The organism is Thiobacillus sp., from assembly GCF_030696885.1.
Taxonomy (GTDB): domain Bacteria; phylum Pseudomonadota; class Gammaproteobacteria; order Burkholderiales; family Thiobacillaceae; genus Thiobacillus.
This window is the reverse complement of record NZ_JAUYRI010000024.1, coordinates 1-15,028: the sequence shown is the minus strand read 5'-3', so window position 1 is coordinate 15,028 and position 15,028 is coordinate 1. Positions and strand designations below refer to the sequence as shown.

Annotated in this window: 14 protein-coding genes; 6 read left to right on the top strand and 8 right to left on the bottom strand. The window is 66.0% G+C overall.

Translation table 11 applies throughout. The features are described from left to right. Positions 1 to 33: 33 nt before the first annotated feature. Entirely contained in the window at positions 34 to 2,325 is a 2,292-nt protein-coding gene (dsbD, locus tag Q8R61_RS11210) for a protein-disulfide reductase DsbD (RefSeq protein WP_305537229.1), read from the bottom strand. Next, positions 2,318 to 2,641, bottom strand: a complete 324-nt coding sequence (cutA, locus tag Q8R61_RS11205) for a divalent-cation tolerance protein CutA (protein WP_305537227.1) — start codon at positions 2,639 to 2,641, stop codon at positions 2,318 to 2,320. The genes dsbD and cutA overlap by 8 nt, the downstream gene beginning before the upstream one ends. Positions 2,642 to 2,644: 3 nt before the next feature. Between cutA and Q8R61_RS11200 the strand changes: the two genes are divergently transcribed. Further along, positions 2,645 to 3,112, top strand: coding sequence for an FxsA family protein (locus Q8R61_RS11200; RefSeq protein WP_305537225.1), 468 nt, complete (start codon positions 2,645 to 2,647; stop codon positions 3,110 to 3,112). Between the two features lie 17 nt (positions 3,113 to 3,129). Here the strand turns inward: Q8R61_RS11200 and Q8R61_RS11195 are convergent, their stop codons facing one another. Beyond that, positions 3,130 to 4,014, bottom strand: coding sequence for an SDR family oxidoreductase (locus Q8R61_RS11195; protein ID WP_305537223.1), 885 nt, complete (start codon positions 4,012 to 4,014; stop codon positions 3,130 to 3,132). A gap of 90 nt (positions 4,015 to 4,104) precedes the next feature. On the opposite strand from Q8R61_RS11195, the gene Q8R61_RS11190 reads away from it, so the two are divergent. After that, positions 4,105 to 5,142, top strand: a complete 1,038-nt coding sequence (locus Q8R61_RS11190; RefSeq protein WP_305537221.1) for a CDP-6-deoxy-delta-3,4-glucoseen reductase — start codon at positions 4,105 to 4,107, stop codon at positions 5,140 to 5,142. An 8-nt stretch (positions 5,143 to 5,150) separates the two neighbouring features. On the opposite strand, the gene Q8R61_RS11185 is transcribed toward Q8R61_RS11190, so the two are convergent. The 5 genes from Q8R61_RS11185 to hemC form a co-directional block, all read right to left on the bottom strand. Then, positions 5,151 to 5,687, bottom strand: a complete 537-nt coding sequence (locus Q8R61_RS11185) for a DUF302 domain-containing protein (RefSeq protein ID WP_305537219.1) — start codon at positions 5,685 to 5,687, stop codon at positions 5,151 to 5,153. 75 nt (positions 5,688 to 5,762) lie between these two features. Next, positions 5,763 to 6,935 (bottom strand): heme biosynthesis HemY N-terminal domain-containing protein, encoded by a 1,173-nt coding sequence (locus Q8R61_RS11180; protein ID WP_305537217.1) that lies wholly within the window; start codon positions 6,933 to 6,935, stop codon positions 5,763 to 5,765. Then, positions 6,935 to 7,981, bottom strand: a complete 1,047-nt coding sequence (locus tag Q8R61_RS11175) for a uroporphyrinogen-III C-methyltransferase (RefSeq protein WP_305537215.1) — start codon at positions 7,979 to 7,981, stop codon at positions 6,935 to 6,937. The genes Q8R61_RS11180 and Q8R61_RS11175 overlap by 1 nt, the downstream gene beginning before the upstream one ends. Beyond that, positions 7,978 to 8,745: a uroporphyrinogen-III synthase gene (locus Q8R61_RS11170; RefSeq protein ID WP_305537213.1), complete on the bottom strand. Its 768-nt coding sequence runs from the start codon at positions 8,743 to 8,745 to the stop codon at positions 7,978 to 7,980. Before Q8R61_RS11170 ends, Q8R61_RS11175 begins: the two co-directional genes overlap by 4 nt. Next, entirely contained in the window at positions 8,742 to 9,662 is a 921-nt protein-coding gene (gene hemC, locus Q8R61_RS11165; protein WP_305537211.1) for a hydroxymethylbilane synthase, read from the bottom strand. The genes Q8R61_RS11170 and hemC overlap by 4 nt, the downstream gene beginning before the upstream one ends. Positions 9,663 to 9,800: 138 nt before the next feature. On the opposite strand from hemC, the gene Q8R61_RS11160 reads away from it, so the two are divergent. From Q8R61_RS11160 to mpl, 4 genes are all read left to right on the top strand, one after another. Continuing rightward, entirely contained in the window at positions 9,801 to 10,238 is a 438-nt protein-coding gene (locus Q8R61_RS11160) for a thioredoxin family protein (RefSeq protein WP_305537209.1), read from the top strand. 57 nt (positions 10,239 to 10,295) lie between these two features. Then, positions 10,296 to 10,937: a response regulator transcription factor gene (locus tag Q8R61_RS11155; protein ID WP_305537207.1), complete on the top strand. Its 642-nt coding sequence runs from the start codon at positions 10,296 to 10,298 to the stop codon at positions 10,935 to 10,937. 4 nt (positions 10,938 to 10,941) lie between these two features. Further along, positions 10,942 to 12,855 carry an ATP-binding protein gene (locus Q8R61_RS11150; protein ID WP_305537205.1) on the top strand — a complete coding sequence of 638 codons (1,914 nt, stop codon included), beginning with the start codon at positions 10,942 to 10,944 and terminating at the stop codon, positions 12,853 to 12,855. Positions 12,856 to 12,941: 86 nt separating this feature from the next. After that, on the top strand, positions 12,942 to 14,348 hold the full coding sequence (gene mpl, locus Q8R61_RS11145; RefSeq protein ID WP_305537203.1) for a UDP-N-acetylmuramate:L-alanyl-gamma-D-glutamyl-meso-diaminopimelate ligase: 1,407 nt from the start codon (positions 12,942 to 12,944) through the stop codon (positions 14,346 to 14,348). Positions 14,349 to 15,028 lie beyond the last annotated feature (680 nt).

Below are 15,028 nucleotides of genomic sequence, written 5' to 3'. Positions count from 1 at the left end.
TGTGCGTGCAGGGGCTTCGTCGACTACGATGGCTTACTTGCCGAGCGCCGAATCGATGCTCGCCAGAAACTTGTCGGCCTTCTCGAACCCGATCACCTTGTAGCCCGACTGCTCGCCAGCGGCGGTCCAGAAGATCAGTCCGGGCGGGCCAAACAGGCTGAAGCGCTTCAACAGCGCCTTGTCGGCCTCGCTATTGGCGGTGACGTCGGCCTTCAGCAGCACCACGTCGGCGAGCCGCGCCTGCACCCGCGCGTCAGTGAACGTGAAGGCTTCCAGCTCCTTGCACGCCACGCACCAGTCGGCATAGAAGTCGAGCATGACGGCCTTGCCGTCGGTCTTGGCCTGGGCCAGGCGCGCGTCGAGCTCGGTCACGTCCTTGACCTTCTCGAACGCGAGGCCCTTCTGCTCAGCCGCCATTGCCATGCCGCCGGTGCCGCCCTTGAAGACGTCGAGCGGCTGCAGCAGGTTGCGGCTGCCCGCCAGCATGCCGAGCAGGATCGCCAGGCCGCCGATCAGCAGCACCACGCCGAGCCCCTTCCACAGCCGCGACCAGCCAGTCGCGTGCGGCGGCAGCGGATCGAGCGCATGCAGGTAGATGGCGGATCCGATCAGCAGCATCGCCCACAGCAACATGCTGACCCAGCCCGGGATAACCGGCGAGATCAGGTAGATCGCGATCGCCAGCATCATCACGCCGAAGAAGTACTTCACCGCGTTCATCCAGCCGCCCGCCTTGGGCAGCAGCGCACCCGCCGACAGCCCTACTAGCAGCAGCGGCACACCCATGCCGAGCGCGAGCACGAACAGCGCCAGGCCACCCAGTACGGTATTGCCGGTCTGCGCGATGAAGGCGAGCGCGGCGGCCAAGGGCGGCGCCACGCACGGGCCGAGGATCACGGCGGACAGCGCGCCCATGAAGAACACGCCGATGAAATTGCCGCCCTTCATCTTGTTCGAGGCATCGGAGAACTTGCTCTGGATGAAGCTGGGCAACTGGATTTCGAAGAAGCCGAACATCGACATCGCCAGCAGCACGAAAATGCCGGCGCCGATACCGAGTGCGACCGGATTCTGCAGCGCGTTCGACAGCAAAGTGCCGGACAGCGCTGCCGCCACGCCGGCGATCGCATAGGTGATCGCCATGCCGAGCACGTAGGCAAGCGACAGCAGGAAGCCGCTCATCTTGGTCAGGTCCTTCTTCTGGCCGGCGATGATGCCCGACAGGATCGGGATCATCGGGAACACGCAGGGCGTCAGCGCCAGCAAGAGGCCGAGGCCGAAGAAGGTCAGGATCACCGGCCAGTAGCTGCCGCCCGCGAGCACGCGCTCGATGCGCGAGGTGTCTGATTCGTTGACGACGGGTTCGGTAGGCGCCTCCGCCGCAGCGGCCGTGGCCACGGTGGCCGCGCTGCCGTCCGGATTGAGCGCGAAAGCCCGTGCGTTCGGCGGGTAGCAGACGCCGACCACTTCGTTGCAACCCTGCCAGGCCGTATCGAGCACCAGCTGTTCGCCCGCGGCCAGCGCGCGCGACAGGCTCACGCGGGCCGAAACGTTCTGGTGATAGACCTCGGTGCGGCCGAAAGTCGGGTCGTCCTTGACGTCGCCGGCTGGCAGATCGACGCCGGTCACCTTCACATCGGCTGGCGACTTGACGACGAAGGCGAGCTTGTCGCGATACAGATAGGTATCAGGCGTCAGCGTGAAATTGACGCGCACCGTCTGTGCATCCGGCATCGCCGCATCGACCAGAAAGGCCTCATCCGGCGGCAGCAGCTTGGGCATGTCGAGATCGCCGCCCAGGCTGCGCAGACTGTCCAGCGCGCTGACCGGCGTAGCAGGGGCCGGCGCAGCGGTTGCGGGCGTCGTCGCGGTGACCGCGGCCAGCAGCGCGGGCAGCTTGATCGACACGCTGGTTTCCTGCGGGGTGTAGCACAGGCCGGCGTCAGCGCAACCCTGCGAAACCGTCTTCAGCGTGACGCTGGCGGTGTTCGCGTCACGCTGGATCGGCAGCGCGATGCGCACATCCTTGCTGTAGGTCTCGACCTTGCCGAAGAATTCGTCCTCTTTCGTCTTGCTGGCCGGCATCCGCGGCGCACCCAAGGACGCGCCCTCGACCGAAAACTTGAACTTGTCGCGGTACATGTAGTAGCCGTCGGCAATCTGCCAGCGCGCTTCCAGCGTATTCGCATCAAGTGCGCGCGCCGAGAACTTGAAGGCGATGTCGGGGTCGAGAAATTCTTCGGCGTGGGCCCCTGGAAAGAGGATCAGCGCGCCCCAAAGTGCGGACAATGCGCCGAACAAACGTACCCATCTGGTTTTAGTCATGCTTTTGAGTCTCCGTGGCCAGCCAGTCGAGATAGGCGGGTAATCCATGTGTTATCGGTATTGCGATCAATTCAGGTACGGCGTAAGGATGCTGCACGCGAACGATTTCTTCAACCTGCGGGTAGGCGGCGCGGGTGGTTTTGATCAGCAGCGGGATCTCCGTCGCTGTCTCCACCGCACCTTGCCAGCGATAAATGGAGCGGCAGGGCGCCAAAACGTTCACGCACGCCGCCGCCCGGCTCTCGATCAGTGCGTGCGCCAGTTTCTCGGCGCGCGCGAGATCGGGTAAATTCGTCAAGACTAACAAAGGTTCCATGTCATGCGCTTTGGTTGGATTGTGCTACTGCTGCTGTCGTTTCCCGTTCTGGAAGCGGTCGGCATTTTCTGGATGGCCGACGCCATCGGCGGCTGGGTGCTGCTGTGGCTGCTGCTCGCCGCCGTGGCCGGGGTCATGCTGATCCGTGTCGAGCGCGTCGCCTGGGGCGCGCGGCTGCTGTTTTCGATTCAGTCGGGCGCCCATCCGCTGGCGTCGGTCTTTGCCAGCGGACGCATGCTGATCGCCGGCGGACTGCTGATTTTTCCCGGCTTCATCAGCGATGCGATTGCGCTCGGGCTGCTGCTGGTGCCGGGTACCTGGGGCCGGCGCAAGGTCGACCCGCTACGGCCGGCCAACGACGACACTCCCCCCTCTCCCCAACCCTCTCCCTCGAGGAGAGAGGGGGCAAACGTGACGCCCACTACGATTAATGGCGAATTCAAGCGCGAACACGACGACCGGCTGCGTTAGCGCGACGGCCCATCCTCTCAAAACAGCGCCATCTGCCCGCGTGCCTGACGGATTTCGCGCAGCAGGTCGTCGGAGGTCGGATAGCGGTATTTCAGCCGCAGTTCGCGCGTGGTGCGCGCGTTCGACAGCTGGCGCGACTCGCGCAGAAACGACAGCAGGGCTTCCGACAGGACTTTTTCCGCTTCGGCGCGCTTGACCCGCGGCGGACGCGGCAGGTCGAAGGCATCGGCGCAGCTGTCGAACCAGTCGCCCATTTTCAGCGGATGTGCGTCGACCGCATGGTAGATGCGCTGCGAACGGCCGCGGAACAGCGCGGCCCAGGCCAGCCGCGCCAGATCGTCGGCATGAATGTGATTGGTGTAGCTGTCGTCCTTGGCCACCAGCGCCGGGGTGCCGCGCCTGATGCGCTCGAGCGGCAGCCGGTCGCCGGCGTAAATGCCCGGCGCACGCAGGATGCTGACCTGCACGCCCTGCGCTTCGCCCCACGCACGCAACTGGCGCTCGGCATCCACGCGCCGCACCGCGCGCCCGTTTACCGGCGCCACCGGGCGCGTCTCGGCAACCCAGTGGCCGCCGCAGTCGCCATAGACGCCGCTGGTGCTGATGTAGACCAGCGCACCGGGTTTGCGCCGTCCCAGCGCATGCAGCAGGTGCGCGGTGCGCGGATCGGTCGTGCCGGCGTTCGGCGGCGGCGCAAAGTGGAAGACGCCGTCGACGCGCGGCAGGCGCTTGAGCGTCGCCGGCACATCGAGATCGCCGACATAAGGCGTCACCCCGAGCGCGCGCAGCTCGGCGGCGCGCTCGGGCCGCCGCGTCAGACCGATGAATGCGGCCTGGCCGGCGTAGTGCTTCACCAGCCGTTGTGCGACATCACCAAACCCCACGATCAAGATCGTTTTCATGCGTCCGCCTGTAACCTTGTCCTTGCCAAGGTGAAAACCCCGCCCGCTCGGGCGATAATCCACCGTTTTGTCGCATTTTAAGCCCACATCATGCCGTATCAGGTCACCATTCAGCCCAGCGGGCACCAGTTCAACGTCGACGACGATGAAACCATCCTCGAGGCCGCGCTGCGCGAAGGCTTTGCCTTGCCCTATGGCTGCCGCAACGGCGCCTGCGGTGCCTGCAAGGGCCGCGTGGTGTCCGGCCAGCTCGACTATGGCACGCATTCGCCCAACGCGCTGAAGGACGAGGAGAAGGCGCAGGGCCGCGCGCTGTTCTGCCGCGCCCGGCCCTTGAGCGACATGGTCATCGAAGCCAAGGAAATCGGCGCCGCCCGTGACATCGTGGTGAAGACGCTGCCATGCCGGGTGGAAAAGCTGGAAAAGCGGGCCGACGACGTGATGGTGATGAAGGTCAAGTTGCCGGCCAACGAGCGGCTGCAATACCTCGCCGGGCAATACATCGATTTCCAGCTGAAAGACGGCAAGTCACGCAGCTATTCGCTCGCCAACCCGCCGCATGACGACGCGCTGCTGGAGCTGCACATCCGCCACGTGCCGGGCGGTCTCTTCACCGATCAGGTGTTTTCCAGCATGAAGGAACGCGACATCCTGCGCCTGAAAGGGCCGCTGGGCAGCTTCTTCATCCGCGAGGACTCTGACAAGCCGATGCTCTTCATCGCCGGCGGCACCGGCTTTGCGCCAATCAAGGGCATGCTGGAGCACGCCTTTGCCGAGCACACCGACCGCGAACTGGTGCTGTACTGGGGGGTGCGTTCGCTGAAGGATCTGTACATGGCCGAACTGCCGCAGCAGTGGCTGGCCGAGCAGCCCAACTTCAGCTTCATTCCGGTGTTGTCAAATCCCGAGCCGGGTGACGCCTGTCAGGGCCGCACCGGCTTCGTGCACGAGGCGGTACTCGCCGATTTCGCCGACCTGTCCGGTTATCAGGTGTATGCCTGCGGCGCGCCGGCGATGATCGAAAGCGCGCGCGACAGCTTCGTGAAGACCCGCAGCCTGCCGGAGGACGAATTCTTTGCCGATGCCTTCGTCTACGCGGCGGATGCGGAGATCACCCCGGCCGCCTGAGGGCGGTTCTACAGGTCGCCGCGGGCACCCGCCTGCATGATGTTGATCAGCGCATTGCGCACGGCCGTGATGCGTTCCTTCAGTGCGGGCGGCAGGCGCTTTTCCTGCGCCACCGCATCGATGCTCACGTCCATCATCACCAGCCAGCCCTGGCCGCTCGCGTCCTCGATCAGCGCAATGCGGCACGGCATGTAAATCGAGAAATCCATGTTCACCTCGATCAGGTCCCGGGCCAGGACCGCATCACAAAACTGGAAAATGATGATGGTGCGCTGCGGCTTGCCGGTCACGGCTTCCACCTGCTGCGACATCGGCAATTCGGCCACCAGCTGCAGGTTCAGCGCATTGGCGCGCAGGCGCATCGAATCGGCGGCCTCGCTCAGGCTGACGCCCGGCTTGAGCTTCATCTTGTAGACGCTGGACTGCGCCGTGGTCTGCGCCGTGGTCTGCGCCTTGGGTGCAGCCGTGGCGGCCGAAGCGGCGGGAACGGGCAGCAACAGCGTAGCCAGCACCAAACCGACTGTGGCAAGAAAACGGTCATGCATCACGACACCTCCACGAATCCGGATTGATTTGACACCACGCGCGGTGGCTTCGACGCCACCTGCAACCCACCGACCCTAGCCGGCGCGGCACAGGGCCAAGGCTTTCTGGTAATGCAGGCTGGCTTCGCCCGGCTGATTGTTCTGCGTCTTCAGCTCGGCCATGCGGATATGGCCCTCGGCACTCGGCGCAATGGCGAGGCTGGCTTCCAGATAGCTTTGCGCCTTGCCCCACAGCTGCTGCACGCTGCACAGCTGCGCCAGCGCCAGCAGCAGATGGGCATCGCGCGGACGCGCCCGCAGCCATTTCTCGGCCTGCTCGATCTGACGGGTCGGCCCGCTGCCGCCCACCTCGCCATACAACAGCACCAGGTTCTCGTGCCACTCATGGTTGAGCGCGGCCTCCAGCACATCGAGCGCGGTGTCATGGCCGCCGCGCTGGATGAAGGCACGGGCCGCAGCACGCGCCACCCAAGGGTCGACCTTGTAGTTGGTCGGCACTTTTTTCCAGTATTCCAGCAGGCCGCGATCGTCATCGGCACGCCGCTTCAGGTTTTCAGCATAGGCCATACGGCGGTATTGCAAGGCGATGCCGGGCTCGAGCGCGTTGGCGCGCATCAGCGCATCGAGCAGGCGATCGACCTCGTCCCACTGCCCGGTCATCTGGCGCGCCTTGAGTTCGAGGCGCAGCAAAGTCGTGTGCTGCGGCGCAATTTCCTTGGCGCGGCTGATCGCCACCAGCGCGGCGCTCGCCTCCTTGGCGTCGAGCCGCGTCTCCGCCTCGAACAGCTGCGCGGCCAGTTCGGCGCCGTGTTCGGTCGCCTCCTTGAGATGACGCTCGCGCTGCGGCGTGGCGCGCATTTCCTGCGCAGCACGCGCGGCCAGCACGCGCGCCACCGCCAGGCGGGAATCGTCGCCCTGCCACTGGCCGAGCGACTGTTCGGCATCCTGATAGCGGTATTCGGTATAGGCCAGCAGGCCACCGACAAAATTCTCGTCGCGCTTGCGGGCGGCGCGGCGCTCGCGCTGCGCGCGCACGATGCTGGGCAGGTTGAGTGTCAGCAACGCCAGCCGCAGCAGTACGATGCCGCCCACCACCAGGCCGACCAGCAACAGCATGAAACTGATAAAGGAGATTTCCATGCGCCACGGCGGGTACACCAGCACCACGTAGCCGGGGTCATAGCGGCCGGCCATCGCCAGCGCAATGGCCAGCACCGCAACGATCAGCAGGGAAACCAGCCAGCGCATCAGCGATCCCCTCTCGACGCTTCGAGTGCCGCCAGGCTGGTTTCGATGCCGGGCAGCTCGCGCGCGACCTGCAGGCCGCTCAGGCGGTCGATTTCCTTGAGCGCGGCGGCCACGCCGGCATCGCGCGTATTGAAGTAGCGGGTCAGCATCTCCGACACCGCGCGCAGATCAGCCCGGAATGCCGCCTGATCCTGCGCCAGCAGCGTCAGCCGCGCGGACAGCAGGCGCAGGCGCAGGTTCTCGCGCAGGAAGTAGGCCTGGTCGGGTGGCAGCAGCACCGCCTCGTTGCCTTCGATGCGACGGATCTGGACCAAACGTTTCAGCTCGGCCCACAACTCCTGGCCGATGCCGCTGGCGCGGTTGCCGGTGTGCGGCGCCAACGGCGCTTCGGAGCCCTGCGCGCTCGCCAGCGGCCAGCCCGCAGCGCGTTCCGCCAGCGCTTCGATGCGTGCGGTCACACCCACTTCGTCGAGCGAGGGCACTGCGCGCAGCTTGGCGAGATCGGCCGCGATCGCGCGGCGCAGGCTGGTGAACTGCGGCTTGTCCAGCCGCTGCAGACGGGTATCGGCGCCTTCCAGCGCGATGATCGCGGCCTTCACGTTGCCGGCCAGCTGCAGTTGTTGGGCTGCTGTCAGCAGCACCTGTTCGATTTCGGCCAGCGCCCACTGGTCACGGCCCTGCGACAATTCCTTGTAGAGCGCCTCGATCGAAAGCTGCTGCTGCTGCGAACTGGCGATCTGCGACTCGAGATGGGCAAGTTTCTCGGTGGCCTGCCGCATCGCATCGTCGGCATTGCGTGCCAGCAAACGGGTTTCGCTCGAGTCCTGGCCGGTTTCGGCAAGCTTGCGCCCGAGTTCGGTTTTCAGGTCACGGATGCGTTCGTGGCTGTCGACCCATGACCAGACTGCGGCCACCATCGCCAGCGCGGCGATCAGCAGCGCGACGAGCGCCAGCGGCGAGGACGCAGAATGCCCAGCGGTCTGCGCCGGTGCGGCGGCGGGCGGGACGACGGGTTGCGAAACGGGCGTGTCGGGCGTATCGGTCATCGGTTGTTCCTGAACCAGTTGAGCAGGCCAGCCACCAGACCGGCATCGCCGCCCGCCGTGGCAACGGCATGGGCGACACCGAACTGGCGCGCGGCGTCGGCAATTTTCTCATGCGGCGCGAATAGCGGAGTATGCCTCAGCAGCGGCACGCCCGCTTCGCCCAGCAGGGCGGCCAGATTTTGCAGGGTTTCCGCGCTGGCGACGGTCACCGCGTCGATGCCGCCCGCCTGCCAGCATGCCAGCAGCGGTGCGGCATTCGCCTGCGGCCGCAGGCGCCGGTAGCATTCCAGGAAGTGCACCTGCGCGCCACGCGCGGCCAGCGTCTCGGCCAGCAGGGCGCGGCCGCCGACGCCGCGCACGATCACCACCCGCCGGCCCGCGACCTGTTGCAAGTGCGGCAAGGCCAGCAGTGCTTCAGTGTCCTGGCCGGGCGGGACCACGACCTCGTTGACGCCCTGTTCGTGCAGCGCGCGTGCGGTGCCCGGCCCCACCGCATACACCTCGGCCACAGGCGGCAGCCCGCCGGCCGCGCGGATCGCCGCCATGCCGAACTGCGCGGCATTGGGACTGATGAAAATCACCCGATCGGCTTCGCGCAGCTGCGCCAGCGAGACACTCAGGTCGGTCACCGGCACCGCTTCGATGGCCAGCGCCGGAAACGTGTAAGCGTGGCCGCCCGCTGCCTCGATTGCCTGCACCAGCGCGGCCGACTGGTGCGCCGGCCGCGTCACCAGCACGGTGCGTCCGGCCAGCGCGTCTGTCATGCAGGCAGGGCGTCGAGAATGGCGCGCGCGCCTTGCGCCAGCAGCTTGTCGGCCAGCGTCTGGCCGACCGCCTCGGGGTCGGCCGCGTCGCCCTCGGCGCGATCGTGTAGGTAGGCGCTGCCGTCCGGATTCGCCACGAAACCGGTCAGCACCAGGCGACCGTTCTCCAGCACCGCGTGCGCGCCGAGCGGCACCTGGCAGCTGCCGCCGAGCACACGACTGACCTGTCGCTCGGCGCGCACGCAGGCGGCGGTTTCGGGGTGGTTGAGCGCGCTGAGCATGGCGGCCACGTCACGGCTGCCGCTCATGATCTCGATGCCGAGCGCGCCCTGACCGGCGGCGGGAATGCTGTCTTCCACACTCAGCAAACTTTTGATGCGCTCACCGAGGCCGAGACGCTTGAGCCCGGCGGCGGCGAGCAGAATGGCGTCGAACTGGCCCTCGTCGAGTTTTTTCAGCCGGGTGCCGACGTTGCCGCGCAAGGGCTTCACTGCCAGATGCGGGTAACGTGCACGCAACTGCGCTTCACGGCGCAGGCTGGAAGTGCCGACCACTGCGCCGGGCGGCAGGTCGGACAGATGGGCGTAGCGATTCGACACGAAGGCGTCGCGCGGGTCCTCGCGCTCGCCGATCACCGCCAGCTCGAATCCGGGCGGCAATTCCATCGGCACGTCCTTCATCGAATGCACCGCCAGGTCGGCCTCGCCCGCCTCGAGCGCGACTTCGAGTTCCTTGACGAACAGTCCCTTGCCGCCGATCTTGGACAGCGTCACGTCGAGGATCTGGTCGCCGCGCGTCGTCATGCCCAGAATACGGACCGTGCAGCTGGGATGCAGCGCGGCGAGACGGTCGCGTATATGCTCTGCCTGCCACATGGCAAGGGCACTTTCACGGGATGCGATGGTCAGGGTGTGCATGGCAAAGGTAAAAATGGACTGTTGGATTTGGCGATGGATGGCGCGACACTGAGCATCATGACGTATTCACTTTCACCTGCGGCAAGGTTTCCCCTCGCGCGGCAGCTCGCAGCCCGGGCGCTGATTTTAGCATGCGGGATGCTGCTCGCCGGCCCGGCCGCCGCCGCAGGCGGGCTGGTGCACGCGAAGAATTTTCAGGCCGACGCGCGCAATGCCGCCAAACGCAAGGTGCCCGTCATGGTGCTGTTCACCACCCCGAGCTGCCCGTATTGCGAACAGGTCAAGCGCGAGTACCTGGTGCCGATGCAAAAAGACCCGGCCTACCGTACGCGCGTGATCATCCGCGAAGTCACCATCAATTCGACTGCGCCGCTGACCGGCTTCGACGGCACGCTCACCACCGAGGGCGCGTTTGCCGCCGCCCACAAGGTGTTCATGGTGCCCACCGTGATGGTGTTCGACACCCAGGGCAACGCGGCGAGCGAACCCGTCGTCGGCCTGCTGATCCCGGATTACTACTTCGGCTATCTGATGTCCGCCATCGACGAGGGTCAGCGCAAGGTGCGCGGCGAGTAACCCTCCCCCGCAAGCCACAAGCAGCGCTAGAATCCCTGCCATGCAGGGAGCGCACCCATGAAGACCTTACTCGCCGACGACCATCCGCTGATGCGCGAGGGGGTGAGACAGGTGTTGTCGCAGCTGGACCCGCCGGTAGAAATCATCGACGCCCATGACTATCCCAGCCTGTTCGCGCAGACCGCCCTGCATCCCGATCTGGATCTGGCCGTGGTCGACCTCAACATGCCCGGCTTCGTCGGCACGCAGGGCATCGCGCAGTACCGCAACCGTTTTCCCGACATCCCCCTGGTGGTGCTGTCCGCGTCCGAAGCAACGCAGGACATTCGCGGCGCGCTCGAAGCCGGCGCGCTCGGCTACATTCCCAAGGCCGCCACCACAGCCATGATGCTGGCCGCGCTGCGCCAGGTGCTGGCAGGCGACATCTATGTGCCGGCCTGCCTCGGAGACCCAGCGTCCGGCCTGTTTTCTGCCGCGCCCGCCAGTTTCGAGGCCCTGCAAGACAGCGGGCTGACCGCGCGCCAGCTCGATGTGGCCCGACTGTTGGCGCAGGGCTGCGCCAACAAGGCCATCGGCGGCATGCTGTCGATGTCGGAAAACACGGTGAAGGTCCACATCGCTGCGATTTTCCGCGCGCTCGGCGTCACCAACCGCACCGAAGCCGTGCTGCAAATCCAGCGGCTGATGCAAAAAAACTGAGCCTGTGAACGCCCTGCGTGCCCTGGCCAGCCGGCTGTCGCTTTCCAGCATCCGCAGCCGCATCCTGGTGATCGCGCTGCTGCCTGCCCTGCTGACCGAATTCGGCATGGTGGCCTATTTCACCACGCAAAGCCTCGCCGCCGCCGAAGCGGCGCTGCAGACGCGCGCACGCAACGCAGCCCACCATCTGGCTGATGCGCTGCCGTATGCGCTGGTGAGCGGCGACACCGTGCGCCTGTATGAACTGCTCGGCACCGAAATGGAAACCAGCCAGTTGTCCTATACCCGCATCGTCGATCCGCGCGGACAGCTGATCGCCAGCACCGGCGACACCCTGCACGCCAGCCTGCCGCAGACCCACTTTGAACAGCGCGCCGAAATCCGCCTGCCCGCCGTCCTCCCCGATGGCACGCCGCCCGGCGACCCCGGCGCCGCCGTCGGCGTATTGCTGGGCCACGCAGATGTCGGCGTTTCGCTCGATCAGGTGCGCGCCTTCAAGCGCGACACCCTGCTGCATGCCGTGCTGCTGATGCTGGTGGCGCTGGCGCTCACCGGTGCGCTGGCCTGGCGCTTGTCGAATCGGCTGGCCGGCCAACTGCGCCATGTCGGTCAGGTGGTGGGACGGCTGGCGTGCGACGACCTGACGGCACGTACGCAGTTGCCGCCGCAGGGCGAGGTCGGTGCGCTCGCCACCGGCGTCAACGGCCTCGCCGAAGTGCTGCAGACGCATCGCGGCGAACTGGAAAAACGCATCCGCGAGGCCACTGCCGACCTGGCGGCGAAAAAAACCATGGCCGAGCGTGCCAACCAGGCCAAGTCGCGTTTCTTTGCCGCCGCCAGCCACGACCTGCGGCAGCCGCTACACGCACTGTCGCTGTTCGTGGCCGCGCTGAAGGCCCGCAACCAGCAGCCCGAAACGCAAACCCTGATCGACAACATCGAGGCCTCGACCGCGGCGATGGAGTTGCTGTTCAACGCCCTGCTCGACATTTCGCGGCTCGACGCCGGCGCAATCGAGGCGCACCCGGTGCATTTCCCGCTGCAGAAAATCCTCGACGACCTCGACCACCAGTTCAGCCCGCTGGCCGCTGAAAAACTATTGCGGCTGCGCTTTCGCCCGTGCCGGGTCACCCTCTACAGCGACCCGCTGCTGATCGAGCGCATCCTCGCCAACCTGATCGCCAACGCCATCCGCTACACCGACGACGGCGGCGTGCTGGTGGCCTGCCGCCGCCGCGGCCGCATGGTGCGGCTGAGCGTGGTCGACACCGGACGCGGCATCCCGCCCGACCAGCAGGAAAGCGTGTTCCATGAATTCGTCCAGCTCCACAACCCGGCGCGTGACCGCAGCAAGGGGCTCGGCCTCGGGCTCGCCATCGTGTCGCGCCTCGGCCGTCTGCTCGGGCACCGTGTCGATCTGCGTTCGCGCCCCGGCCACGGCTCCATGTTCAGCATCGACGTGCCATGCGGCGACGCCACGCTGATCCAGCCGCCGGCACCCGCAACCCCGCCCGGGCAAATCCCCGGCGACGCGCTGGTGCTGCTGGTCGACGATGAAAGCGCGATCCTGCGCGGCATGGCCGAGCTGTTCGACAACTGGAACATCGACCTCGTCACCGCGCACAGCGCGGCCGAAGCCGAACAGTGGATCGCCAGCGTCGGTCGCCTGCCCGACGTCATCGTGTCCGACTACCGCCTGCCGGACGACATCGACGGCATCGAAGTGATCCTCCAGCTGCGCCGGCAATTCGGCCGCGACATCCCCGCCATCGTGGTCACCGGCGACACCGCGCCCGACACCATCCTGCGCATCAGCCAGGCCGGCTTTCCGCTGCTGCACAAGCCGCTGCGCCCGGCCAAGCTGCGCGCGCTCCTCACCCACCTGATCCAGCAGGCCCGTGCGTCCGCCGTGGGATAATTGCCGGGTGGGGCATGACCCCTGACCCCTAGCCCCTAGCCCCTAGCCCCTAGCCCCTAGCCCCTAGCCCCTAGCCCCTAAAAATCATGCACCTCCACATCCTCGGTATCTGCGGCACCTTCATGGGCGGGCTTGCCGCCATCGCCCGCAACGCGGGCCACACCGTCACCGGCTGCGACGCCAATGTCTATCCGCCGATGTCCGACCAGCTGCGTGCGCTCGGCATCGAGCTGACCGAAGGCTGGGACGCCAGCCAGATCAATCTCAAGCCCGACGTCTTCGTCGTCGGCAACGTCGTCACCCGCGGCAACCCGCTGGTCGAGGCCATCCTTGAGCGCGGGCTCGCCTACACCTCCGGTCCCCAGTGGCTGGCCGACAACGTGCTGCACGACAAATGGGTGCTCGCAGTGGCCGGCACCCACGGCAAGACCACCACCTCGGCGATGCTGGCCTGGATCCTCGACGACGCGCGCATGCGCCCGGGCTTCCTGATCGGCGGCATTCCGCAAAACTTCGGCATGTCGGCACGCCTCACCGACAGCCCATTCTTCGTGATTGAGGCCGACGAATACGACACCGCGTTCTTCGACAAGCGCTCCAAGTTTGTCCACTACCACCCGCGCACCGTCATCCTCAACAACCTCGAATACGACCACGCCGACATCTTTGCCGACCTCGCCGCGATCGAGACCCAGTTCCACCACCTGGTGCGCACCGTCCCCGGCAACGGCCTCATCGTCTCCAACGGCGGCGACGTCAACCTCGAGCGCGTGTTCGAGCGCGGCCTGTGGACGCCAGTGGAACGCTTCGGTACTGACAGCACGGCTGGCTGGAGTGCCGGCGAAGTCGATGCCCACGGCCACTTTGACGTCTTCTTTGACGGCGCCCTGCAAGGCCGCGTGAAATGGGGGCTGATCGGCGAGCACAATCGCCTCAACGCACTCGCCTCGATCGCTGCCGCACGCCACGCCGGCGTCCCCGCCGCCACCGCGATCGACGCCTTGAGCCGTTTCGAAAACGTCAAGCGCCGCATGGAAGTCCGCGGCGCCGTGCATGGCATCACCGTCTACGACGACTTCGCCCATCACCCCACTGCGATCACCACCACCGTCGAAGGCCTGCGGGCGAAGGTGGGCCGCGCGCGCATCCTCGCCGTGCTGGAACCGCGTTCCAACACCATGAAGCTCGGTGTCATGAAAGCCGCGCTGCCCACGAGCCTCGCCGCTGCCGATCAGGTGTACTGCTACGGCGCCAATCTCGGCTGGGATGCAGCCGAAGCGCTGGCGCCGTTGGGTACCAAGGCACGCGTGTTCGACGATCTCGATCAGCTGGTGAGCCAGCTGGTGGCGGATGCCCGCCCTGGGGATCACGTGTTGATGATGAGCAACGGGGGGTTCGGCGGGATTCACGCCCGGCTGCTGGATGCGCTGCATCATCACTATCACGAGGATATTGTGTTGACGCCGATGCACCGGTATGGGGGGTATGCGTAAGGGGTTCGCCATCATTGCGCGGCGCGTAGCGACGAAGCAATCCAGTCTTTGGATTGGCGCGGAGCACGGCTGTGTAGTTAGTGCTTTCGCCGGACTACTGTCCGTTGGCCGGGGGTAGCCCGGCAGCTAGTCACTTTCTTTTGTCTCGCCAAAAGAAAGTAACCAAAGAAAAGGCGACCCCGACAGTCCCGAATTCCCGAAGATCAAGCGCGTCGGGTGGGCGGCAAAGAACTCGCCCCGCCTTGTTGTGTTGATTTTTTTCTTGAGGGCGGGGCTCAAACACCTTTGCCGCTGATCCACCCGACGCACTTGATCTTCGGCGGGTCTGTAAGGGGAAGAAAGTCAAAATCAGTTTGGCGACGAGCACCGTCGCGAACCAGATCGAAGGCTTCGCAGTGGGGGTCCACAAGCACACAAGCCGCCCCGTCATCACCGACCTGGTTTTGACTTGCCGCCCCTCTCAGTCCCGCCGGAAATTGAGCCTGCCGGGCGGATCAGCGGCAAAGGTGTCTGAGCCCCGCACACCTTCGAAAATCAACTTAAGCGGGGCGAGTTCTTTGCCGCCCGCCCGGCAGGCTCGATTTCCGGGGTTTCGGGGATGAGCGGGGTCGCCTTTTCTTTGGTCACTTTCTTTTGGCGAAGCAAAAGAAAGTGACTAGCCGCCGGGCTACCCCCGGCCA